At 59.4% G+C, this 19,880-nt stretch carries 28 protein-coding genes; 24 read left to right on the top strand and 4 right to left on the bottom strand.

The annotated features are described in order from the left end of the window. Nucleotides 1-20: 20 nt before the first annotated feature. Nucleotides 21-392, bottom strand: a complete 372-nt coding sequence (locus tag V8689_RS06165; protein WP_056790094.1) for a hypothetical protein — start codon at nt 390-392, stop codon at nt 21-23. After that, nucleotides 385-873 carry a Panacea domain-containing protein gene (locus tag V8689_RS06170; RefSeq protein ID WP_003189004.1) on the bottom strand — a complete coding sequence of 163 codons (489 nt, stop codon included), beginning with the start codon at nt 871-873 and terminating at the stop codon, nt 385-387. The genes V8689_RS06165 and V8689_RS06170 overlap by 8 nt, the downstream gene beginning before the upstream one ends. Nucleotides 874-1,098: 225 nt before the next feature. Here V8689_RS06170 and V8689_RS06175 point away from each other — a divergent pair, with 225 nt between their 5' ends. The 23 genes from V8689_RS06175 to recX all read left to right on the top strand — a co-directional run bounded on the left by V8689_RS06175 (nt 1,099) and on the right by recX (nt 16,969). After that, complete coding sequence (locus V8689_RS06175; protein ID WP_177343027.1) at nt 1,099-1,842, top strand: LexA family transcriptional regulator; 744 nt, start codon at nt 1,099-1,101, stop codon at nt 1,840-1,842. 590 nt (nt 1,843-2,432) lie between these two features. Beyond that, on the top strand, nt 2,433-2,771 hold the full coding sequence (locus tag V8689_RS06180; protein WP_003189007.1) for a phage holin family protein: 339 nt from the start codon (nt 2,433-2,435) through the stop codon (nt 2,769-2,771). Nucleotides 2,772-2,794: 23 nt separating this feature from the next. Then, nucleotides 2,795-3,310, top strand: a complete 516-nt coding sequence (locus tag V8689_RS06185) for a hypothetical protein (protein WP_056790098.1) — start codon at nt 2,795-2,797, stop codon at nt 3,308-3,310. Nucleotides 3,311-3,313: 3 nt separating this feature from the next. Next, a complete protein-coding gene (locus V8689_RS06190) occupies nt 3,314-3,925 on the top strand; it encodes a phage baseplate assembly protein V (RefSeq protein WP_056790101.1) in 612 nt (203 codons plus the stop codon). 9 nt (nt 3,926-3,934) lie between these two features. Further along, nucleotides 3,935-4,267 carry a phage baseplate protein gene (locus V8689_RS06195; protein ID WP_044272184.1) on the top strand — a complete coding sequence of 111 codons (333 nt, stop codon included), beginning with the start codon at nt 3,935-3,937 and terminating at the stop codon, nt 4,265-4,267. Next, the gene (locus V8689_RS06200) at nt 4,264-5,259 is read left to right on the top strand and encodes a baseplate J/gp47 family protein (RefSeq protein WP_056790106.1); all 996 of its coding nucleotides are present in this window, start codon (nt 4,264-4,266) and stop codon (nt 5,257-5,259) included. The genes V8689_RS06195 and V8689_RS06200 overlap by 4 nt, the downstream gene beginning before the upstream one ends. Then, nucleotides 5,256-5,894: a phage tail protein I gene (locus tag V8689_RS06205; RefSeq protein WP_056790108.1), complete on the top strand. Its 639-nt coding sequence runs from the start codon at nt 5,256-5,258 to the stop codon at nt 5,892-5,894. Before V8689_RS06200 ends, V8689_RS06205 begins: the two co-directional genes overlap by 4 nt. Next, nucleotides 5,891-6,421 carry a tail fiber protein gene (locus V8689_RS06210; protein WP_014717163.1) on the top strand — a complete coding sequence of 177 codons (531 nt, stop codon included), beginning with the start codon at nt 5,891-5,893 and terminating at the stop codon, nt 6,419-6,421. The genes V8689_RS06205 and V8689_RS06210 overlap by 4 nt, the downstream gene beginning before the upstream one ends. A gap of 53 nt (nt 6,422-6,474) precedes the next feature. Next, a complete protein-coding gene (locus V8689_RS06215) occupies nt 6,475-7,227 on the top strand; it encodes a hypothetical protein (protein ID WP_056790111.1) in 753 nt (250 codons plus the stop codon). A gap of 9 nt (nt 7,228-7,236) precedes the next feature. Next, nucleotides 7,237-7,473: a tail fiber assembly protein gene (locus V8689_RS06220; protein WP_034135801.1), complete on the top strand. Its 237-nt coding sequence runs from the start codon at nt 7,237-7,239 to the stop codon at nt 7,471-7,473. A gap of 88 nt (nt 7,474-7,561) precedes the next feature. After that, entirely contained in the window at nt 7,562-7,735 is a 174-nt protein-coding gene (locus V8689_RS06225; protein WP_003189022.1) for a hypothetical protein, read from the top strand. Between the two features lie 2 nt (nt 7,736-7,737). After that, nucleotides 7,738-8,904 (top strand): hypothetical protein, encoded by a 1,167-nt coding sequence (locus tag V8689_RS06230; RefSeq protein WP_056790116.1) that lies wholly within the window; start codon nt 7,738-7,740, stop codon nt 8,902-8,904. Continuing rightward, complete coding sequence (locus V8689_RS06235; RefSeq protein WP_056790119.1) at nt 8,904-9,410, top strand: phage major tail tube protein; 507 nt, start codon at nt 8,904-8,906, stop codon at nt 9,408-9,410. Before V8689_RS06230 ends, V8689_RS06235 begins: the two co-directional genes overlap by 1 nt. A 181-nt stretch (nt 9,411-9,591) precedes the next feature. Continuing rightward, a complete protein-coding gene (locus V8689_RS06240) occupies nt 9,592-10,173 on the top strand; it encodes a phage tail assembly protein (RefSeq protein ID WP_056790122.1) in 582 nt (193 codons plus the stop codon). Then, the gene (locus V8689_RS06245) at nt 10,170-10,295 is read left to right on the top strand and encodes a hypothetical protein (protein WP_020301160.1); all 126 of its coding nucleotides are present in this window, start codon (nt 10,170-10,172) and stop codon (nt 10,293-10,295) included. Before V8689_RS06240 ends, V8689_RS06245 begins: the two co-directional genes overlap by 4 nt. Nucleotides 10,296-10,301: 6 nt before the next feature. Further along, on the top strand, nt 10,302-12,521 hold the full coding sequence (locus V8689_RS06250; RefSeq protein ID WP_056790125.1) for a phage tail tape measure protein: 2,220 nt from the start codon (nt 10,302-10,304) through the stop codon (nt 12,519-12,521). Continuing rightward, the gene (locus V8689_RS06255) at nt 12,521-12,904 is read left to right on the top strand and encodes a phage tail protein (RefSeq protein ID WP_056790127.1); all 384 of its coding nucleotides are present in this window, start codon (nt 12,521-12,523) and stop codon (nt 12,902-12,904) included. Before V8689_RS06250 ends, V8689_RS06255 begins: the two co-directional genes overlap by 1 nt. Further along, nucleotides 12,897-13,109, top strand: coding sequence for a tail protein X (locus V8689_RS06260; protein ID WP_044272200.1), 213 nt, complete (start codon nt 12,897-12,899; stop codon nt 13,107-13,109). The genes V8689_RS06255 and V8689_RS06260 overlap by 8 nt, the downstream gene beginning before the upstream one ends. 9 nt (nt 13,110-13,118) lie before the next feature. After that, nucleotides 13,119-14,120 carry a contractile injection system protein, VgrG/Pvc8 family gene (locus V8689_RS06265; protein WP_056790129.1) on the top strand — a complete coding sequence of 334 codons (1,002 nt, stop codon included), beginning with the start codon at nt 13,119-13,121 and terminating at the stop codon, nt 14,118-14,120. Between the two features lie 22 nt (nt 14,121-14,142). After that, the gene (locus V8689_RS06270; RefSeq protein WP_056790132.1) at nt 14,143-14,700 is read left to right on the top strand and encodes a glycoside hydrolase family 19 protein; all 558 of its coding nucleotides are present in this window, start codon (nt 14,143-14,145) and stop codon (nt 14,698-14,700) included. A gap of 150 nt (nt 14,701-14,850) precedes the next feature. After that, nucleotides 14,851-15,351 (top strand): CinA family protein, encoded by a 501-nt coding sequence (locus tag V8689_RS06275; protein ID WP_020301157.1) that lies wholly within the window; start codon nt 14,851-14,853, stop codon nt 15,349-15,351. 83 nt (nt 15,352-15,434) lie between these two features. Continuing rightward, nucleotides 15,435-16,493, top strand: coding sequence for a recombinase RecA (gene recA / locus V8689_RS06280; protein ID WP_003189042.1), 1,059 nt, complete (start codon nt 15,435-15,437; stop codon nt 16,491-16,493). 8 nt (nt 16,494-16,501) lie between these two features. Next, the gene (gene recX / locus V8689_RS06285) at nt 16,502-16,969 is read left to right on the top strand and encodes a recombination regulator RecX (protein WP_003189043.1); all 468 of its coding nucleotides are present in this window, start codon (nt 16,502-16,504) and stop codon (nt 16,967-16,969) included. Nucleotides 16,970-17,030: 61 nt separating this feature from the next. On the opposite strand, the gene V8689_RS06290 is transcribed toward recX, so the two are convergent. Both V8689_RS06290 and V8689_RS06295 read right to left on the bottom strand, forming a co-directional pair. Then, nucleotides 17,031-18,143 carry a TIGR00730 family Rossman fold protein gene (locus V8689_RS06290; RefSeq protein ID WP_056790135.1) on the bottom strand — a complete coding sequence of 371 codons (1,113 nt, stop codon included), beginning with the start codon at nt 18,141-18,143 and terminating at the stop codon, nt 17,031-17,033. A 300-nt stretch (nt 18,144-18,443) separates the two neighbouring features. Further along, nucleotides 18,444-18,878, bottom strand: coding sequence for a PA3611 family quorum-sensing-regulated virulence factor (locus V8689_RS06295; RefSeq protein WP_003189047.1), 435 nt, complete (start codon nt 18,876-18,878; stop codon nt 18,444-18,446). A 178-nt stretch (nt 18,879-19,056) separates the two neighbouring features. On the opposite strand from V8689_RS06295, the gene V8689_RS06300 reads away from it, so the two are divergent. Continuing rightward, the gene (locus tag V8689_RS06300) at nt 19,057-19,776 is read left to right on the top strand and encodes a tRNA-uridine aminocarboxypropyltransferase (protein WP_056790139.1); all 720 of its coding nucleotides are present in this window, start codon (nt 19,057-19,059) and stop codon (nt 19,774-19,776) included. The last annotated feature ends 104 nt before the right edge of the window (nt 19,777-19,880 follow it).

Below are 19,880 nucleotides of genomic sequence, written 5' to 3' on the forward strand. Positions count from 1 at the left end.
TGACTGCGCGGTCCAACAGGCTATTTAGACCTACGCCCACTAGCCGGAAACAACCCTCTGATCACTCCGAGAAACGCCGCAAACAGATTGATCGAAGTTGCCGTAGTGATAGCAATCAACACATTGTCCGAGAACGGCGCTTTACTCGAGTAATACGTCGACCACCCATTCCACACCAGCAGAACCGCCCAGAAAATCACGCCACATGCCGCAAACCAAAACGCACGCCCCGCATACTTCTTGCGCAGTTGCCTTTCGGCCTTCTGGTCTTTGAGGTTCTGGTTTCTTTCATCGTCGGTGCCTATGGCTTGCTCGCCACCGGCTTGAGTGTCCTGGTCAGGCCCTGCCGCGGGGGGCAGGGTGAGTTCCAGGTTGTCGAGTTCTTCACTCACGGATGCGGCTCTTTGGGTGAATGAGTGTTGCCATGTCTTCCCAGTCGATGGCAGAACCGTCGGCACCCTTGAGGGCCCAGGCTGTGCCGTCCTCGTGGGACAGGTTGGACAGTTGGGTGCCCGACCATTTACCGTATTTGTTGATGATCCGGTCAATCAAACGATGGGTATAGGTGTCGCTCTCAGGCACTCTCGGTGTCACGAAGACAATGTCTTCGGCGTCGGGCTTCAGGTTGCTGAGCAACGACGTCACTGGACGATTACCGTAGGATTTCAACTCATGATAAAGCGACGGGATAACCGGGCCATATTGCCAGCGGGCAAAGTGATCATCCATGAGGGGCTGATCCCGTTCGCGTAAATGCCAGGACTGCGTATAAAACAGCAGTTTTTGCAGCTTCATAGGCGTCAGGCCCGAAAGCTTGCCTTCCTTCGCGCGTTCAATGAAGGCGTTAGCGACAGCTAGCGCTGAATAAGCCATGAGCACCTCCGTCGTTGCTGGCTACGTTGTCAAAGAGTTTTATACATATGCCTTGAGTTGTCGACATGCAAGGCGTCGACTGGCAGCAATACCAGGTTGTCGGAATAATAGGGTGTGGATGACTGGTTGTATATACAGTATTTTGATTCGAATTAAATGAAAATCGAATGTTTAATGCATGAATATGCAAATTAGCATTTGCCAACCCCAAAAACTCCCGTCACTATCCACGCTATGCAAAAACGCAACGTTTCTATCGTCTTAAGAGAGCTGCTGGACCGCGACCGGATCTCCCCCACGGAGCTTCACCGACGCACTGGCGTGCCTCAATCCACACTGTCCCGGATCCTCAGCGGCAAGATCGTTGATCCGTCGGATAAACACATCTCCCGTATCGCCGAGTATTTCCGCGTGAGCACTGATTACCTGCGCGGGCGCGCGGCAGTCGGCGCTTTGCGCGATGACGGGCGCGACCCGATGCATTCGGAACTCAAGGACATAAGCCTGTGGGACGACGACACCCCCGTTAATGATGACGAGGTGTCGATCCCCTTTCTGCGCGAGGTTGAATTGGCTGCTGGATCAGGAAGATTCGTCATCGAGGAAAGCGAGAAGGCCAGCCTGCGGTTCGGCAAGCGCAGCCTGCGGCATAACGGTGTGCAGTTCGACCAGGCCAAGTGCGTGACGGTGCGCGGCAACAGTATGTTGCCGGTGTTGCGCGACGGTGCCACGGTGGGGGTGAATGCTGGCAAGAGCGGCATTGGCGATATTGTGGATGGCGACTTGTATGCCATCAATCACAACGGCCAGTTGCGGGTTAAACAGCTCTACCGCCTGCCTTCCGGGATTCGCCTGCGCAGCTTCAATCGTGATGAGCACCCCGATGAGGACTACAGCTTCCAGGAGATCCAGGATGAGCAGATCAGCATCCTCGGTCATGTTTTCTGGTGGGGCATGTACGCCCGCTAACCTCCACGCGTAAGAAGAAACCCGCCCATGTGCGGGTTTTTTTTCGCCCTTAGAAAACCGGCCAAGCCCAAGCCCGTAAGGCTTCCAATGCACTCATGCATTTCCACAGCAAAAATAAATGCATCTGTGCATTGACTGTATATGCATACATGCATATTCTTCATCTCAAGCCAGCCAACAAGGCTTGGTGGAGGCGGCAAGGATGCTGCCAAGGAAGACAAGGAAGGCACGCAACATCGGCAAGGACGCCATCGAAGCGATGGCAGGGATGCCAGGCAACACCGGCAAGGATGCCGACGCTCTTTAGTTTCAACGCTTCAACAACAGGCAGCGATGAACCGGCCTTAACGGTTCAGAGGGTTGGCAACTGACCCGGGTGTGCAGCGTAAAGCACCAGAAGCAGTTATCCGGCAGACAGGGATCGTGGTCGGAAAAACATCGAGGAAAGGACCGTACCGCGCCAGTAGCGCCGAAAGTCCGAGGACATCATTACTGAAAAGCCCGGGCGACCGGGCTTTTTGGAATGCCTACCTACCCAAGCATTTGTAAATGAAATACGGACTATTTATTGCTCAGCCAGGAGGCGTGACATGACAAATGAACAGCAAGCGTTAGCGGAAATGCCTATCTGGCTGGTGATCGTATTGGCGGTGATCGGCGGGGTCTCAGGTGAAATGTGGCGCGCCGATAAAGAAGGCGCACGTGGCTGGTCGCTGATCCGCCGATTGGCCCTGCGTTCCGGGGCGTGCATGGTCTGCGGGGTGTCGGCCCTGATGCTGTGCTACGCCGCTGGTATGTCGATCTGGACCGCCGGCGCGATTGGTTGCCTGACCGCCATGGCCGGTGCCGACGTGGCCATCGGCCTTTATGAGCGATGGGCGGCCAAGCGCATCGGGATCAACCAAGGCTCCGGCCAGGACCCGCACTAATCGTTGCAAGGACGCGACTTAACATGACGTTTATCGAAAAGCCATCCCAACTGCCCCAAGCCATCGGCGCGGTGCTGCATGCGGCCTTCCCGGACATCAAGGTCGGCAGTCACCAAGACTTTCAAGGCGATGCTGAACAAACCGGCGTAATGGTCACGGTCGAAGGCAATGGCCCGGGCATTCGCTCTCGCGAGGGGCGCAAGGCACACGTCCTGGCCATTTCACTCCGGGCCATGGTTGCTCCCGGCGCATTGCCGTTCGATGCGTGCGACCTGGCCAGCCAGCTCATGGACCTTGTGCTGGATAACCGTTGGAACCTGCCCCAGGCACAGTGCGATTTGCCGGCGAATATCGTCGCGGCTCCCGCTGTGCGCACGTCCGTGGAAACGGACTACGACACCTGGACGGTTTCCTTCACTCAAACCCTCTATCTGGGGCCGGCGTTACTCGACGATCCCACAGGCCAACCGCTATTTGCCTGCACCTGGGACGTCTCCAACATCGACGACCCGGCCCAATACAAGCCACTGGCGGAGTAGCCCATGTTCGACGCGCTGTTACGCATGCAATTGGGGCCGATCGTTGAACGCCTGGCCGAGATGGAGTCCCAGCTCGAGGACCTCTACCGCCGCGCCGAGAGCTTCTGCCGGATCGGTATTTGCCAGCAGGTCGATGCGGCCAGCAACACCTGCAAGGTCAGCCACGGTGACCTGCTCACCCCGGCGATCCGTTTTTTCAACCCCAGTGCCGGTGCACAAACCGAAACCCGCATTCCCACGGTGGGTGAGCAATGCCTGCTGCTCAACTACGGCGGGGGGGAGGGCGGTGTGCAATCCGTGGCCCTGTTCGGCCTCAACAGCGATCGCTTTCCGCCGGTCTCCAACGTGCCAACGCTGACCCGGCGGCGCCATCAAGACGGCACCCAAAGCGACTACGACGACGCCAGCCACACCTTCAACTGGGTCAACGGCCCGACCACCTTCAGCGGTTCCCGCGAACAGGTTGACGTCAAGGTCGGCGCCGCCAGCCTGACCCTCAACGCCCAAGGCATCACCCTGCAAGTCGGCGGCACCAGCCTGCTGTTGGATGCCGGCGGCGCGCACTTCAGCGGTCCGGTGGTGGACCATCAAGGACGCGTCATCAGCCCCCGATAAGGACACCCCATGCTTGGAATCGATAGGAACACCGGGGCGGCCGTCGACGACTGGCTGCAATTTGTGCAGCGCGCTACCCGAGCGCTGACCACCCCCATCGGAACGCGGCAAAAACGCCCATTGTACGGCTCGCTGATCCCGCAATTGCTCGGCCAAAACCTCGGCGATGACCTGTTGATCCTCGCCCAGAGCCACGCCGCGCAAGCCTTCTACAACACCCACAACGGCATCGGCGACTTCGACCCGCAGGTCATCGTCGCCACCCGCCAAGGCGCCGGCCTGCTGTTGCGGTTTGCCGGCACCTGGAAAAACCGCCAACAATCCTTCGAGGTCGTGACATGAGCATGCTGATCCCCGGCCAGAACCAACTGGCGGAACCGGCCATCATTAAGGTCGATGAGTTCGAACCGTTGCTGGCCGAATTCAAAGCGTTTGTCACCGACTACGTCGCCACCCGCGCGCCGCAAAGCGCGGCCAAACTCCAGGTCAGCCTCGACAACGAAAGCGAACTGCTGACCCTGGCTCTGGAAGCCTTTTGCGTGCGTCTGCAAACCCATGAGCGCAAATACAACGCCCGCATCAAGCAGATGCTGGCGTGGTGGGCCACCGGCAGCAACCTCGATGCGCGCCTGGCCGATATGGGCCTGGAACGCCAAGTGCTCGACCCAGGCGACCCGGCCGCGTTCCCGCCCGTGCCGCCCACCTTGGAAAGCGACGACGACGCCCGCCTGCGTTACTACCTGGCGCCCCACGCCCCAGCGGCGGGCTCGCGCATGCAGTACCGCCGTGAAGTGTTCACCTTGGGCGAGCGCCCAGCAGTGAAAGTGCAAAGCGCGACGCCCGGTGTGGTCACGGTGACCTACACCTTCGACCCCGACGGTTACGCAGCCCAGGTCAAGGACGGCAACGCTCGCCGCACCGCACCGGGTGAAGTCATGGTCACTGTGCTTTCCAGGGAAGGTGACGGCACGCCATCTGCCGATTTGCTTGACGGTGTACGTCGACATTTCGCACGGCCGGATGTAAGGCCGGAAACCGATCTTGTCAGCGTTCAAGGCGCACAGATTCAACCTTATAAAATTCGCGTGGTGGCCAAGATCAACGCCGGCCCGGACTCGGGGCTGACCCAAGTGGCGGCGCAGAAACTGCTGCAAGACTACGCAGAGTCCTGCCACCGCCTGGAAGGGCGGGTGGACCCCAGCTGGATCGACTACGCCATCCACAGTGCTGGCGCTGCGCAACTGCACATCCTCGAACCGCTGGCGCCGATTGTCAGTACCGCGTTCCAGGCCCCGTATTGCACGGGCGTCGAGGTGGAGGTGCGCACGCTATGAGTGAACCCAACGCAAGTTTGTTGCCCGCCAACAGCTCACCGCTGGAAAAGGCCCTGGACCTGGGTTTCGGCAGATTGCTTGAGCGCGTCACCCCGCCGTTTCCGGCGCTGATGAACCCGCTGTACACCCCCAGCGAATTCCTACCTTACCTGGCCGCCGACCGTGGCGTCAGCGAATGGGATGCCGAGGCCAGCGAAGCGGAAAAACGCCTGACCGTGGCTTTGTCCTGGCAGATTCAGCGCCAGGCAGGTACGCCCAAGGCGCTGAGCCACGCGGTGGAATCATTGGGCTTCACGCCCAATATCAGCGCCTGGTACCAGCAACGTCCGCTGGGCGTGCCTTACACCTTCGACGTGCAGGCGATCATCGGGCGCAGTTGGTCCAGCGGCGACCACAACCGGCTGATCCGTCGCATCAACGCGGCGAAAAGTGAGCGCGATCAGGCGACGATCACCATCGTGCATGAGACCGAAGGCCAACTCGCGCTCACGCAAGTGCTCGACGCGCCTTTAAGCGACGGCGAGTTCTACCTGAACGGCGCGTTGCCGGAATTGGCGCTGGTGGCTCGGCTCAACAGTGCCGGGGTTGCCCAGCACTACACCATTAACGATTACGACCTCAGGGCGCAGCCATGACAGATGAAATCACGCGCCTGGTGCGCTTCACCTCCAAAGGTTTGGATGAAGTGCTGCAGGCAAAGAACCAGGGCCTCAAAGGCGAAATCACCCACATCGGCGCCGGCACCGGCCGCTACAACCCCGACGGCACGGAAGTGGCCTTGCGTGACGAGCGTCAACGGGTGGCCATCGTCGATTACGAAGACCTGGGCGAGCGCCAACTCAGGATGGCCGCGCTGTTTGATGGCGACGGCGAGTATGAGATTGGCGAGTTCGGATTTTACCTCGCCAGCGGGACGTTGTTGGCGGTGTATTCCGTGGCGGGGAAGTTGCTGACGTATAAAGCGGCGGCGGCGAGGGTGCTGCAGAAGTTTACGCTGGATGTTTCGCCGTTGCCGGCGGATAGCGTGACGATTGTGGTGGGGAATGACAATTTGAATGTGCTATTGACTGATGAAATTGCGGCCTTATCGGCCGCGAGCATAGACAATATGGCACGCGGTGTAGGGGTTCTATTTCGGGTGATGGAAGTCGAAAAGAAATAGGGCGTTTTTAATTGATTTTATATGACGCTCACCAGGCGTTTAGGAGCATTCATTTGAGTACTGAACAGCAACTTTCTGCCGTCGTTAGTGCGGCAAACAACTTGACTAATGTTATTACCGGAAAAGTTGGAGAAATTGACAAGGCGATAGCCGATGCGCGCTTGGCGTATGACGCACAATTGGCCGAGTTGAAAAATAGACTCCCAAGGTTAGCGGTCACCAAGAACTTCAATCTTTCCCCCAACGCCGACGGAACACTGATTGAAAATTGGGGGATTCATGCTGAAGTGACGCCCGCTAAGCTGCGAACTATCACCCCTGTTTCTCAAGCGGCCGGACGCCCGCAAGCTGATGTGGATTTCATGCTCCAGGTGCAGGCGGACGTGCGTGAACAATATCCAAGCTTTGAAATCAGGGCGAGCGACTATTGGCGCACGTTTGTATATCTGTGGCAAATGAAGTGGTCGGTGTCAGACGTTAGTCCTTGGCTTGCGTTCCCATACACGGTCGATATGGCGCTCGCGAATGGCTCTGGTGCAGTCCCGCAGAACTCCTACCTGACGGTAGGCGCCTTCGTGCGTCTTTTGGAAGGTAACGTATCGGGAGCATGGAGTAATGGTGTTGAGAAAGGCAAATGGCGCTGGTGTTCCAGTGTTATTTCTCCTACTGAACTGTTTGGGAGTTATTACCATCTGCACCCGATGCGCACCTCATCCACTGGCGTTGTTGAGGTGATGCTGGCAGGGGCTTGCACAGGCGTTGTAACCAACCCAGGTGATTGGGGAACGATGTTGGCTCTAGGCTGAGGAGAAAATATGAAACCGCTATTTGTACCTGCTGAACTGCATCCGATTATCAAGTGGGAAATGATCCGTAAGGCAAGGGATCAAGACTTGTCGGCGAGTGATTATGCTGCAATGCCAGACTATCCGATGCTCGAAAGCCATAAGCTTATCTTCGCTGAGTATCGTCAAAAACTGCGTGATATTCCAGATCAGGGAGAAGATCCAGACGCAGTGCTCTGGCCATCCAAACCCGATTTTCTGAAATAACTGATTACCGCGAAAGCGGTTTTTTTTCGCCTCCCCAAAGCCCCTCCCCGCAGGGGCTTTTGCATTTTCCACTCGGAGATCTCCACCCATGCCCACCCGCCAAACCTACACCGTCCTCATCCCATTCCCCATCGGCAACGGCCATTGGTCCACCGCCGGCGAGGAGCTGGAACTGCTCGACGTCGAAGCATCCGCCCTGCGCACCGCTGGTCGTCTGGAACTGACCAGCGTCCTCAACTCCACCCCCAAGAAGGCTGAATAACCATGGCAGAAGTCCTGAACTTCGAGCACAACGGCATCACTGTGAATGCCACTGAATCCCCCGAGGCAATGGGTGGCCTTGGTGATAACGTCATTGGCCTGGTCGGCACTGCGCCGAATGCCCATGCGTCGATCCCGAAAAACGCGCCGTTTCGCATCAACAGCTTCACCACCCAGGCGCTGCTGGACCCTACCGGCACCGAGTCGGGCACCTTGTTCCAGGCGGTGTACCAGATCCTCAAAGTGGTGAAGGTGCCGGTCTATGTGGTCATCGTCGAAGAGGGCGCTACTCCGGCCGACACGATCAACAATGTGATCGGCGGCAACGACCCGGTCACCGGTCGCAAGCTGGGCCTGGCTGCCCTGAGCAGCGTCCCTGAAGACCTGACCATCATCGGCGCTCCAGGCTTCACGGGCACCAAAGCCGTAGCCGGTGAGTTCGCCTCGTTCGGCAAACGCATCAAGGCCCGTGTGGTGCTCGATGGCAAGGACGCCTCCGTCGCCGACCAGGTGACCTACAGCGGCGAACTGGGCGGGGCCGACCTGGGCTTCGACCGTTGCCTGCTGGTACACAACATGCCGTCGGTGTACTCCAAGGCCGCGAAGAAGAATGTGTTCCTGTCGCCATCCTCGCTGGCCATCGCCGCACTGGCCAAGGTCAAGCAGTGGGAAAGCCCGGGTAATCAGGTGACCTTCGCCGAGGACGTTTCCCGCGTGGTCGAGTACAACATCCTCGACACCTCCACCGAAGGCGACCTGCTCAACCGCTATGGCGTGAGCTACTACGCCCGCACCATCCTCGGCGGCTTCTCGCTGCTGGGTAACCGCTCCATCACCGGCAAGTTCATCAGCTACGTCGGCCTGGAAGATGCCATCAGCCGCAAGCTGGTCAGGGCCGGCCAGAAAGCCATGGCCAAGAACCTCACCAAGTCCTTCATGGACCAAGAGGTCAAGCGCATCAACGACTGGCTGCAAACCCTGGTGGCCGACGAAACCATTCCCGGCGGCAGCGTGTACCTGCACCCGGAACTGAACAGCGTCGAGAAGTACAAGAACGGCACCTGGTTCATCGTCATCGACTACGGCCGCTACGCGCCGAACGAACACATGGTTTATCAACTCAACGCCCGCGATGAAATCATCGAGCAGTTCCTGGAGGACGTTCTCTAATGTTTACCAACCGAGTCAGACAGGCCATTGCGGCCACCCTTCAAGGCCTGCCGTTGTCGGCAACCGTCGATTCCTTTACGCCGCCGAAGATCGAGTTTGAGATGGACCCGATGACCGGTGGGCGCTTCATCGCCGAGGAGGTCGCCAAAAGCGCCAAGGTGCTGAATGCAACCCTGGTACTGCAAGGTGTTGGCGCCCAAGTCCTGCTGGCGCTTGGCGTCACCCAGGGTGACGACATCCTCCTGAACGTGCGTGAAGCCGGTCAGGATCAGGACGGCAAGACCTACTTCACCTACCACACCATGGGCGGCAAGCTGAAGTCCCTGGCCGAGACGGCGCTGACCATGAACGCCAAGCCGGTTACCACTCTGGAACTGTCCTGCCGCACCTACAACCGTCTGGAAAACGGCGTTTCGGTGATCGACATCGACGTACGCACTCAGAAGTTTGTGCTCAACGGCGTCGACATTCTTGGCGATGCCCGCCGCGCCGTACTGATGCCTTAAGGGCCGGCGCAGTCTGAAGCAAGCACGGTCAAGGTGGGAGCTGGCTTGCCTGCGATACAGGCGACTCGGTCTCCCTAGAGCATCGAGTGGATGCCATCGCAGGCAAGCCAGCTCCCACAGGGGCCGTGCTCAGGTTTAGATTTTTCGCACTTTTCAACACCGCTCAACAAGGAATTGCCCCATGGCCTGGATGCCTCCGTTGCACATCCTGCTGTCCCCGATCACCGCCGACACCGGTTTAATGATCGAGCAGGTTCAACTCAAGCCGTTGTTCTACGCCGCGCAAAAAGACGCGCTGGCCCGGGCCGGTGATGATGAGGACGACCAGTTTTTCGAACTGGCGAAACTCGCCACCGGCCTGTCGGAAAAAGAGCTCGACCAACTTAAGCGCCCGGACTACGTGAGCATTGCGCAGTACGTACACGAAATGTCGACCCGGCCTGCATCGTTTTTTCTCGCGCAAACCGATAGCCCGCGCGAGTCGTTGACGTGCGAACAGGTTGCCTTGCTGCTGCCGCTGCAAGCGAGCGGTCGCACTCTCACCAGCGTCACCCTGGAAATGCCCGCCTTGCGCGCTACCAAGGTGATGAAAAAACTGGCCACTAACAAAGACCGTGCCGAGTTCATCACCGCCCACTGCACCGGCCTGATGATTCCCGATCTTGCCGGCCTGACCGTGCCCGACTGGACCGAACTGCAGGAGCGCATTGACGATTTTTTAAACAAACCGGCGGACTTCTTTCGGAACGCGACATCGAAGTGATCCTCGATGTAGTGCCGCTGGTTTACTCGGTAAGCGAAGCGGAAATCCTCGACTGGGAAGCCGGCAAAGCAATGCGCCGCTACGACATCGCAATCAGTCGTCTTGGCGTTAAACAGGAGTAGAGCGCAATGGCAGACAGTAACCATGGAGCGGGGTCAGCCATTGCCAAGGAAGGCGTGATGACTCAGGGCTCACTTGCAATGGCAGGGGCACAAGCCAGCCTCAAGCCTATGGCGCAAACCCTGGCGAGCCCGCTGGAGGCGCCGGGGAGTACGGCGAATTTGGCATTGGCATTGGCCGATGCCAGCTTGCAGATCAAGCATCTGGCGGACGGGCAGGTACGGTTGGTCGATACGCTGGAGCTGTTCAACGTCTCGTTGCTCAAGGTGATGGACGCCCGGCAAACCGAAGCTGCCGGGAACGCAGAGGGTACGAAGACCACCGCGGCTATCGACAAACGTACACCCTCGCAGGCGCTGGACGCCGCGATGACCGACCTTGATCAACTGTTGAAATTTACCCGCAATGAGCGCAAGGCATTGCGCGAAGCCAACCTTGCCATGGCATCCGAGCCGGTGGTGGCCGCCAGTGGTGCCAGCGCCGTCGACCTCGCTAAGGTCGAGTATGCCGCCGCCCGCACAGGTATTGGCAGCGATCGTAAGGACGCTTCAGGCAATATTGACCCCGTTGGGCGCCAGTCAGACCTGCAGCAGTTCACCCGCGATGCCGCAATCATGGCGACCGCTTTCAAGATCGACGTCAAAAATGCCGGCGAAATCATGGGCGGTTGGCGCGAGTCCATGCACCTTGATCGCGCACAGGCCTTGGACCTGGCCGACGCAACAAACGTGCTGGGCACCCAGGTTTCGCTCAAGGCTGAATCGGCGGATATCGGCGCTATCGTGCAACAGCAGGGCGCTGCCGCGAAGGCTGCGGGCATGAGCCCCGAACAGGCTGCAGCGCTTTCGGCGGCGTTGTTGAGCGCAGGTAACAGCAAGGCTGTTGCCGGTGCCGGGCTGGAAAAAATCAGCGCCGTCCTGGCTAAAGGCGACAACGCCTCTGCAGGGCAACGCACTGCCTGGGCAGAGCTCAAGCTTGATCCAAAAGTACTCGCAGCCGGCATGAAACAGGACGCCCCACAAGCCGTGCTTACGGTGCTGGAGGCGCTCAAGTCGCAACCTGCCGAAAAGCAGGCGATGCTGGCGACGCAGTTGTTTGACGGCAACCAGACGATTCTGAGCCTGGTGCCGGTGATCGACAGCGTGAAACAGGCCTTTTCGCTGGTGGCCGAGAAATCCACTTACGCTACTTCCACGTTGGGCGATCAGGGTTCGGTCCTGCGCTCGGCCGCGGTTCGTGCAGACTCTACTTACGCACGTCGGCAAGCCTACGAGGCCAGTACCACACGCTTGAGCACCGCCTCTGATACAGCGTTGGCCCCCGTTGTGGATACCTCGCTGACCGCAATGAACGGCCTGGTCAGTGGCGTGGCTTGGCTCGCGGAAGGCCTGCCCAAGGCTGCCGCAGCCGTCACCCTGGCGGGGGCGGTGCTGATCCCGGTGGTTTCCGGTGTTTTCGGAGCCGTGAAGGACAAGATTTTCGAAAAGGTCGCAGGAAAAGTGCTCGGGGAGGGGCCGGCAGCAGGGAATAAAACCACATTGCCGGACAGCCAGCGCAAAGCCCCGAGTAATGACGGGCACAACGGCAATCGCCCGTCTGCTTCCGGCCCTGGCATCTCTGGCAAAGCGGCGAAGGTGAGCACGCTGGCCAAAGGGGCCCCCCTGGGTTTGGTGGTGGCCCAGGCCGGTGTCGAGATGACGCGAGGCGCGATGACCGGAAACCTGGGTCAAGCGGTTGGCACCAGCGTGGGCTCGATCGGCGGCGGTGTTGCCGGCGGTGTCGTTGGTGATGTGGCCGGGATGGCGATTGGTCGAGCGGTCGGCACGCTGGCGGGAGCTGTTATCGGTTCGGTCGTTCCGGGGGCTGGCACAGTGTTGGGCGGGGTGATGGGCGGCGTCGCCGGGGGCGCAATCGGTAAGGTAGTCGGTGGTGCCGTGGGCACTTTCGTGGGCAGTGACGTCGGTGCGTGGCTGGCTGAAAAAGTGATGGGGACGGGTGATCGCCTGCCATCCCCCACAGAGGTCAGCAAAAACCTCAACGCCCCTCAAGCCGACAACCGCCAAATCAACTTCGCCCCGCAAATCACCATCACCGCGCCTGAGCAAGCCAGCCATCAACAACTGGCGGCGCTCGTGGTGCAACAGATCGAAGCGCAATTTACTCCGCTGTCGATGGACAACCTGCTGGCGACCCGACGCGGCGCAGCACTCACCGATGGAGCTGCGTGATGCGACAACAGATGGTCTTGGGCACTTTTATTTTCGGGCTGTCCCGTGGGTTCGCCTACGACACCCTTGATCGAGGTAGCAGCGGGGGGTGGGTCAGCCTCGACATCATTGCCGGCAAACCTAAATCCAGCCAGGTCGGCCAGGGGCTAGAAACGCTGGCATTGGGCGGCAAGGCTGCGCGTGCCAAGGGCATGGCGCGCCTGGATGAGTTGCGCGCCCTGCAGGCCCTGCGCACGCCGTTGCCTTTGGTAGACGGGTTAGGGCGTAACTGGGGGCTATGGACCATTCAGTCGATCAGTGAAAAACAAGCCAGCGTGATCGACGACGGTACGGCCATGGTGATCAATTGGACGTTGTTACTGGAGGAGTTCGTCAATGCGTAGGGTTCGAAGTATTGCCGGCGACTCGGTGAACCTGTTGCTCTACCGCCAACTGGGGCGCAGTGATGATGCCGCAGAAGAGGCGTTGTGGCGCTTGAACCCGGAGTTGGCCGAACAGGGCGCGGTACTGCCTGCGGGCGTCAGTGTGCTGGTGCCCGAATTGGATGCGCAACCGGTCGCAAGCCGGCCGGTTTCCGCCTGGGATTAAGGAGCCATCATGGCACTCGGATTTACACCTGTAGTGGAGCTATACGGAGCCAATGCCGCGTTATTCAACGAGCGGCTCTTGGAGTGGGAGCATACCGACGCAGCGGGGTTTGTATCTGATCAACTGAAGCTGACCCTCGATATCGAGGGGCTTGAAGGGCTGCCCGATCTGGGCGGCAAAATTGGCCTGCGTATTGGCTACCTGGAATCGGGCCTGGTGGATAAGGGCGTGTTCAAGATCACCCAGCGTACGCCCTCGATGTTTCCATTGCGGCTGGTACTGGTGGCCACGGCGGCGCCCTTCGACGAGCACGAATTCAAGCAGCGCCGCACTGCCAGCCATGGGCCGATAACCCTGGGGGCGCTGTTTCGCCAACTGACCACCCGATACGGTTTTTCCCCGCGCGTGGCGCCTGAACTCGACGGTGAGCCCATCGCGCATATCGATCAGACCAATGAAAGCGACATGGCTTTTCTCACGCGCCTGGCCAAGCGCTTCGATGCCGTGGCCAAGCCTGTCGATGAGCTGTATGTACTGGGGCGCAAAGGCCAGATCAAGACGCTGTCGGGCAAGGCATTGCCGGATGTGCGGTTGTCGATCACCCATGACAATCGTCCGGGTGAGCGCGCGTTCATCAGCGCCAGCTTCACCGACGCCAGCCGTGCCAAATACAACGGCGCGCAAACCTCATGGTGGGATGCCGCAGGCGGCAAACAGCGTGTCATCCAGGTGGGCGTCGCTCCCTTCAAAGTGGTGACACAGCGATACCAGAGCGAGGACGAAGCGCGCTCGGCGGCGCAGGGAGAGATGCGGCGGGTGGGGCGCGAAGGGTTGCAGATCGATGTGGTCTGCCCTGGCAACCCCGCGTTGGCTGCTGAAGGCCTGTTGCTGCTGGATGAGTCGTGGCCGGGGTTCATGCAAGGGCGCTGGTCGATTAAAACGGTGAAATCCAGGGGCGAACGCAAAGGTGGCTATCGGAGTACGGTCCAGGCCAGCGGTTTGTCGGTGTAGAGGCTTCCTTAGAGTAAAACCCATGGTAATCACACATGCTCAGCTTCTGGGTGTCATGCCTGGAGCCCGCCTTCGCGCGGGCTTTTTTTTAACCTTTCTAAATGCGGCCTTCGCTGCACACCAGATCAATACGGCCCGTCGCGTTGCCGCCTTCCTCGCCCAAGTTGGCCACGAGTCTGCCCAGTTGCAGTACGTGCGCGAACTGGGCAGTGATCAATACCTGAGCAAGTACGACACTGGCAGCTTGGCCGCGCGGCTGGGCAACACCCCTGAGGCGGACGGTGATGGGCAAATGTATCGGGGCAGGGGGCTGATCCAGATCACCGGGCGCCGCAATTACATGGCGTGCAGCCAAGCGCTGTTCGGTGACGAGCGCTTGCTTGGACAACCGCAGTTGCTGGAGCAGCCACAGTGGGCCTGCGAATCCGCCGCCTGGTTCTGGCAAAGCAACGGTCTCAACGAGCTAGCCGACAACGACCAGTTCACCACCATCACCCGCCGCATCAACGGCGGCCTCAACGGCCTGGACGACCGTTTGCAGTTGTGGGCGCGGGCGAAGGCGGTGCTATGCGTTTCCTAGGTGCGTTTGGCCTGATCGCGTGTGCTGCTCATGGCGCATGTGTGGCAGGTGCAGGCCGTCGCGCATTAGTCTCTTGATGCACTCTGTGTCTTGCATGGTCGATGGGCTCCTGTAGGGTAGGCAAACCCCCGCCCATTCCTGGAGACGACCGTGAAGGAAATCACTCAACTGGCTGCCGAACTGGGGCGCCGTTTGCAGGTGCTCAGCGCCCACGTCACCACTGCCGAGTCCTGTACCGGCGGCGGTATTGCCGAAGCCATCACGCGGATCCCGGGCAGTTCGGCCTGGTTCGAGGCGGGCTATGTCACTTATTCCAACCGGCAGAAGACCCGACAACTGAATGTGCCGGAAAAGCTGTTCGCCAAAGTCGGGGCCGTCAGCCAGGAAGTGGTGGAAGCGATGGCCCGGGGCGCGCAGGAAAAAAGCCTGGCCCGATTTGCCGTGGCGGTCAGCGGTGTCGCGGGCCCCGATGGCGGCTCGCCGGACAAGCCGGTGGGCACCGTTTGGCTGGCCTTTGCCGTGGGCGACGAGGTGACGGCCGAGCTTGCGCACTTCCCCGGCAACCGCGACGAGGTCCGCCGACAAACGGTAAAAGCCGCGTTGGAGGGCTTGTTGCGACGAGCTGCAGCAGAAATAGACAATCAGGGGTAGGCGATCTCGGATCTTTGTGGAACAATACTGTCTACTTATACAGGTGTTGGCCGTCAGGCCTTATTGATTACGTGAGGACTTTAATGGACGACAACAAGAAGAAAGCCTTGGCTGCGGCCCTGGGTCAGATCGAACGTCAATTCGGCAAGGGTGCCGTAATGCGTATGGGCGATCACGACCGTCAGGCGATCCCGGCTATTTCCACTGGCTCTCTGGGTTTGGACATCGCACTCGGCATTGGCGGCCTGCCAAAAGGCCGTATCGTTGAAATCTACGGTCCTGAATCTTCCGGTAAAACCACCCTGACCCTGTCGGTGATTGCCCAGGCGCAGAAAATGGGCGCCACCTGTGCGTTCGTCGACGCCGAGCACGCCCTGGATCCTGAGTACGCCGGCAAGCTGGGCGTCAACGTTGATGACCTGCTGGTTTCCCAGCCGGACACCGGCGAGCAAGCCCTGGAAATCACCGACATGCTGGTGCGCTCCAACGCTATCGACGTGATCGTGGTCGACTCCGTGGCGGCCCTGGTGCCCAAGGCTGAAATCGAAGGCGAAATGGGCGACATGCACGTGGGCCTGCAAGCCCGCCTGATGTCCCAGGCACTGCGTAAAATCACCGGTAACATCAAGAACGCCAACTGCCTGGTGATCTTCATCAACCAGATCCGTATGAAGATCGGCGTAATGTTCGGCAGCCCGGAAACCACCACCGGTGGTAACGCGCTGAAGTTCTACGCTTCGGTCCGTCTGGATATCCGCCGTACCGGCGCGGTGAAGGAAGGTGACGAGGTTGTGGGTAGCGAAACCCGCGTCAAGGTTGTGAAGAACAAAGTGGCGCCGCCATTCCGTCAGGCTGAGTTCCAGATTCTCTACGGTAAGGGTATTTACCTGAACGGCGAGATGATCGACCTGGGCGTGCTGCACGGTTTCGTCGAGAAATCCGGTGCCTGGTATGCCTACAACGGCAGCAAGATCGGTCAGGGTAAGGCCAACTCGGCCAAGTTCCTGGCGGATAACCCGGATATCGCTGCCACGCTTGAGAAGCAGATCCGCGACAAGCTGCTGACCGCCGCGCCAGATGTAAAAGCGGCTGCCAACCGTGAGCCGGTTGAAGAAGTGGAAGAAGCCGACACTGACATCTGAAGCAAACGATGACTGTTGTACTGGATACACTCGTCGCCGTTCGGCGCACTGCGATGGACCTGCTCGCTCGCCGCGAGCATGGTCGAGTCGAGCTGACACGTAAGCTGCGTCAGCGCGGTGCAGAGCCCGAGATGATCGAAACAGCCCTCGACCGGTTGACGGAAGAAGGGCTGTTGTCGGAAGCCCGTTACCTTGAAAGTTTTGTGTCCTACCGAGCGCGCTCCGGTTACGGCCCTGCTCGGATTCGTGAAGAGCTGAGCCAGCGTGGCCTGCAACGTGCCGATATCGACCTCGCGCTACGTGAGTGCGGTATCAGTTGGCAGTCGCAATTGGAGGAAACCTGGCGTCGCAAGTTTGCGGGGCATCTTCCAATTGATGCCAGGGAACGTGCGAAGCAAGGTCGCTTCTTGAGTTATCGCGGGTTTTCGATGGACATGATCAGCCGCTTGTTGAGCGGTCGGGATATGGACGACTGAACGCCAAAAAATAAAAGGCCCACTATGAAAATAGTGGGCCTTTTTTTTCGCCTGTAAAAAATCACGCTGTCTCTGGCGTCATCCGTTGCTGGGCCTTGCCCTGAGCGTGCGCCCAGTTTTCCGGCAAATTGATGTAATCCACCAACTCCCGCAGCCGCCCCTGATCGCGACCGTTGAAATTGAACACCAGGCGCGTCAAATGGCTGAACCTCGGTTCGTCATGGTCTTCGCCCGTATAGGCGAGTTGCTGGAACTCGCCGCTGAGCCGCAGGCTGGCAAACGCTTGTTGCATATGGGCCAGGGCGCGCTCACTCAGGGGATGATTCATGCGCACCACAAACTCACGCTTAAGCCAGCGGGTGGAGTGGAAGTTGGCGTAGAACTGGTTGATTTCGTCCACGGCCTCTTCGGCGCTGTAGACCAGGCGGACCAGTTTGAGGTCGGTGGGCAGGATATAGCGATTGGCTTCCAACTGGTTGCGGATGAAGTCCAGGGCGCCTTGCCAGAATCCACCGCCCGGCGCATCCAGTAGCACTACCGGCACCAGCGGGCTTTTGCCGGTCTGGATCAGGGTCAGCACTTCTAATGCCTCGTCGAGGGTGCCGAAACCGCCAGGGCACAACACCAGCGCGTCGGCTTCCTTGACGAAGAACAGCTTGCGGGTAAAGAAGAAGTGGAATGACAGCAGGTTTTCGGTGCCATCAATGGTCGGGTTGGCGTGCTGTTCAAAGGGCAGGGTGATATTGAACCCCAGGCTGTGCTCCAGGCCCGCGCCTTCGTGGGCTGCGGCCATGATGCCGCCACCGCCACCGGTGATGACCATCAGGTCGGAACGTGCGAGCGCGGCACCTACTTCTCGGGCCAGCGCATACAGGGGGCTTTCCACTGGTGTACGCGCCGAGCCGAATACCGTGACTTTGCGCCGGCCCTTGAACTGTTCGAGAACGCGAAAGGCATGGTCCAATTCGCGAATGGCGCGCAGGGTGATCTTGGCGTTCCAGCGGTCACGGTCGTCCTGGGCCATGCGCAAGACAGTGAGGATCATGTCTCGATAAAGAGGGATATTCGGGCTGTTGGGGGCGATCAACTGAATTTGTGCGTCGACCTGCTGGGTGAGGTCGGTCCCGATTTCTTCAAAATGACGAAGCAGCAAATCATTTGATTCATAAGGCATTCAATTTCTCCTTCTTTACAGGGCCTGGGTAGTCGACGAGAACGTCGCCTGGGCCACGACACTGCTTGTGTCGCGGCATGCCGCAGGAGGGCAGGCCTTTTTTGCCCTGAAAATATGACAGAACAGCATTAAAAGCTGTGGTGGGCGGGCATCTGGGATGAACTGATCATGGGCCGAAAAACCCTTGGCTGGCAACCGCTTATTGGTGGCTCATTACGCAGTTTAGTCGTTGGTGGCAAACGCAGAGCAAGGGGGGCGCGCCGCTGGGAAGCAGCGCGGGAGGGTCAAGCCAAGCAGAGGTTACTTTTTCTTCTTCGCTGGCGCCGGGCAATCGGACTCTGCGAACTTGACCGAAGCCACTGGGCGATTGGTCTTGTTCTCGGTGATTTCATAACGCATCACTGCGCCCTTGGCCATCAGCTCGCGATAGCCTGGATTGGTGCACACACTGCGCCCCAGTTGGAAATACACAGCCTTGGGGTTGGCGCGCATCTGTTCGGCACGGTCAGGCAGCACGCTGAGGTGATCAATCAGCTGCATGCCTTCAACGGTGTAGGCGACTTCCAGGGTTTTTTCATCGATTTCCCGGGGCAGGTCTTTGTTGCTTTCAGCCGCGACGCTTTGCAGCTTCTTGTTCATTTGAGCCTCCAGCAGCGAGGCCGCATGGGCGCCCATAGGCAAGACCAGCGCAAGGGCGACGGATGGGGCAACAAGGCGCAGCATGGAACGCAGCATGAAACTCTCCTGATTCGGTTACTGGTGCATAGACCAGCCACTGGGCTGTGCGTTCAGTGGCGCGCAATTATAGGTGAGCCCTTGCCACTACAGCCAGGCGTATCGCTGGTAAACTGCGGGACTTCTGTTTTTCACGAGTTTGTTCCGTGTCGATTTCCTTTTCTTCGCCGCGTGCCCGATGAGCCACGCCGTCTCCCGTTTGCGTGCCCAGCGTCTGGCGCGTGCCGTCAGGCCGTTTCTCAATCGGGGTTCGCGTGCTGAGCGCTGTCCCGGCTGTCGGGTCATTCCTGAATACTGCCTATGTGCCTGGCGGCCGCAGGTAGAAGCCAAGTCCGCCATGTGCCTGTTGATGCATGACGTTGAACCGATGAAGCCCAGCAACACGGGTTGGCTGATCGCCGATGTCATTTACGACACCACCGCGTTCGCCTGGTCGCGCACCGAAGTCGACCCTGAGTTGCTCAGGTTGCTGGCCGACCCGCAGTGGCAACCGTATATCGTATTTCCCGGTGAATTCGTGGCGCCGCAACGGGTGGTCAGTGAAGTGTGCGTGGAGGAGGGCAGGCGCCCGCTGTTCATTCTGCTGGACGGTACCTGGAGCGAAGCGCGCAAGATGTTTCGCAAAAGCCCCTACCTGGAACATTTACCCGTGCTGAGCCTGGCGCCCGAGCAGCTGTCGCGTTACAAGCTACGGCGCTCCAAGCGTGATGACCATTTCTGCACCGCCGAGGTGGCGGCGCTGTGCCTGGAGCTGGCCGATGACCTCGCCGCCAGCGAAGTGTTGGATGCCTACCTTGATGTGTTCAGCACCCATTACCTGGCTGCCAAGTTCCAACTGCCACTGGATGCGGCGGACACCGTGCATACTCGCCTTGCACCCTACATCCCCGCGGGATAACCAGACGACGTTTGCATGATGGCACTGTAAGCCCGCAACCCGCTAAAATCCCCACGGGCGTAGTGCTTGACCCTCCAGGCTACGCTGGGCATGCTGTGCGCCGA

Source organism: Pseudomonas sp. AK181 (genome assembly GCF_051122975.1).
Lineage (GTDB): Bacteria > Pseudomonadota > Gammaproteobacteria > Pseudomonadales > Pseudomonadaceae > Aquipseudomonas > Aquipseudomonas lactis.

What these genes read in the sequence shown, in the direction of transcription:
- V8689_RS06170 (WP_003189004.1), bottom strand. Translation starts at nt 873, where the DNA reads ATGGCTTATTCAGCGCTAGCTGTCGCTAACGCCTTCATTGAACGCGCG.
- V8689_RS06180 (WP_003189007.1), top strand. Translation starts at nt 2,433, where the DNA reads ATGACAAATGAACAGCAAGCGTTAGCGGAAATGCCTATCTGGCTGGTG.
- V8689_RS06185 (WP_056790098.1), top strand. Translation starts at nt 2,795, where the DNA reads ATGACGTTTATCGAAAAGCCATCCCAACTGCCCCAAGCCATCGGCGCG.
- V8689_RS06190 (WP_056790101.1), top strand. Translation starts at nt 3,314, where the DNA reads ATGTTCGACGCGCTGTTACGCATGCAATTGGGGCCGATCGTTGAACGC.
- V8689_RS06195 (WP_044272184.1), top strand. Translation starts at nt 3,935, where the DNA reads ATGCTTGGAATCGATAGGAACACCGGGGCGGCCGTCGACGACTGGCTG.
- V8689_RS06200 (WP_056790106.1), top strand. Translation starts at nt 4,264, where the DNA reads ATGAGCATGCTGATCCCCGGCCAGAACCAACTGGCGGAACCGGCCATC.
- V8689_RS06205 (WP_056790108.1), top strand. Translation starts at nt 5,256, where the DNA reads ATGAGTGAACCCAACGCAAGTTTGTTGCCCGCCAACAGCTCACCGCTG.
- V8689_RS06210 (WP_014717163.1), top strand. Translation starts at nt 5,891, where the DNA reads ATGACAGATGAAATCACGCGCCTGGTGCGCTTCACCTCCAAAGGTTTG.
- V8689_RS06220 (WP_034135801.1), top strand. Translation starts at nt 7,237, where the DNA reads ATGAAACCGCTATTTGTACCTGCTGAACTGCATCCGATTATCAAGTGG.
- V8689_RS06225 (WP_003189022.1), top strand. Translation starts at nt 7,562, where the DNA reads ATGCCCACCCGCCAAACCTACACCGTCCTCATCCCATTCCCCATCGGC.
- V8689_RS06230 (WP_056790116.1), top strand. Translation starts at nt 7,738, where the DNA reads ATGGCAGAAGTCCTGAACTTCGAGCACAACGGCATCACTGTGAATGCC.
- V8689_RS06235 (WP_056790119.1), top strand. Translation starts at nt 8,904, where the DNA reads ATGTTTACCAACCGAGTCAGACAGGCCATTGCGGCCACCCTTCAAGGC.
- V8689_RS06240 (WP_056790122.1), top strand. Translation starts at nt 9,592, where the DNA reads ATGGCCTGGATGCCTCCGTTGCACATCCTGCTGTCCCCGATCACCGCC.
- V8689_RS06250 (WP_056790125.1), top strand. Translation starts at nt 10,302, where the DNA reads ATGGCAGACAGTAACCATGGAGCGGGGTCAGCCATTGCCAAGGAAGGC.
- V8689_RS06255 (WP_056790127.1), top strand. Translation starts at nt 12,521, where the DNA reads ATGCGACAACAGATGGTCTTGGGCACTTTTATTTTCGGGCTGTCCCGT.
- V8689_RS06260 (WP_044272200.1), top strand. Translation starts at nt 12,897, where the DNA reads ATGCGTAGGGTTCGAAGTATTGCCGGCGACTCGGTGAACCTGTTGCTC.
- V8689_RS06265 (WP_056790129.1), top strand. Translation starts at nt 13,119, where the DNA reads ATGGCACTCGGATTTACACCTGTAGTGGAGCTATACGGAGCCAATGCC.
- V8689_RS06270 (WP_056790132.1), top strand. Translation starts at nt 14,143, where the DNA reads ATGGTAATCACACATGCTCAGCTTCTGGGTGTCATGCCTGGAGCCCGC.
- recA (WP_003189042.1), top strand. Translation starts at nt 15,435, where the DNA reads ATGGACGACAACAAGAAGAAAGCCTTGGCTGCGGCCCTGGGTCAGATC.
- recX (WP_003189043.1), top strand. Translation starts at nt 16,502, where the DNA reads ATGACTGTTGTACTGGATACACTCGTCGCCGTTCGGCGCACTGCGATG.
- V8689_RS06290 (WP_056790135.1), bottom strand. Translation starts at nt 18,143, where the DNA reads ATGCCTTATGAATCAAATGATTTGCTGCTTCGTCATTTTGAAGAAATC.
- V8689_RS06295 (WP_003189047.1), bottom strand. Translation starts at nt 18,878, where the DNA reads ATGCTGCGTTCCATGCTGCGCCTTGTTGCCCCATCCGTCGCCCTTGCG.
- V8689_RS06300 (WP_056790139.1), top strand. Translation starts at nt 19,057, where the DNA reads ATGAGCCACGCCGTCTCCCGTTTGCGTGCCCAGCGTCTGGCGCGTGCC.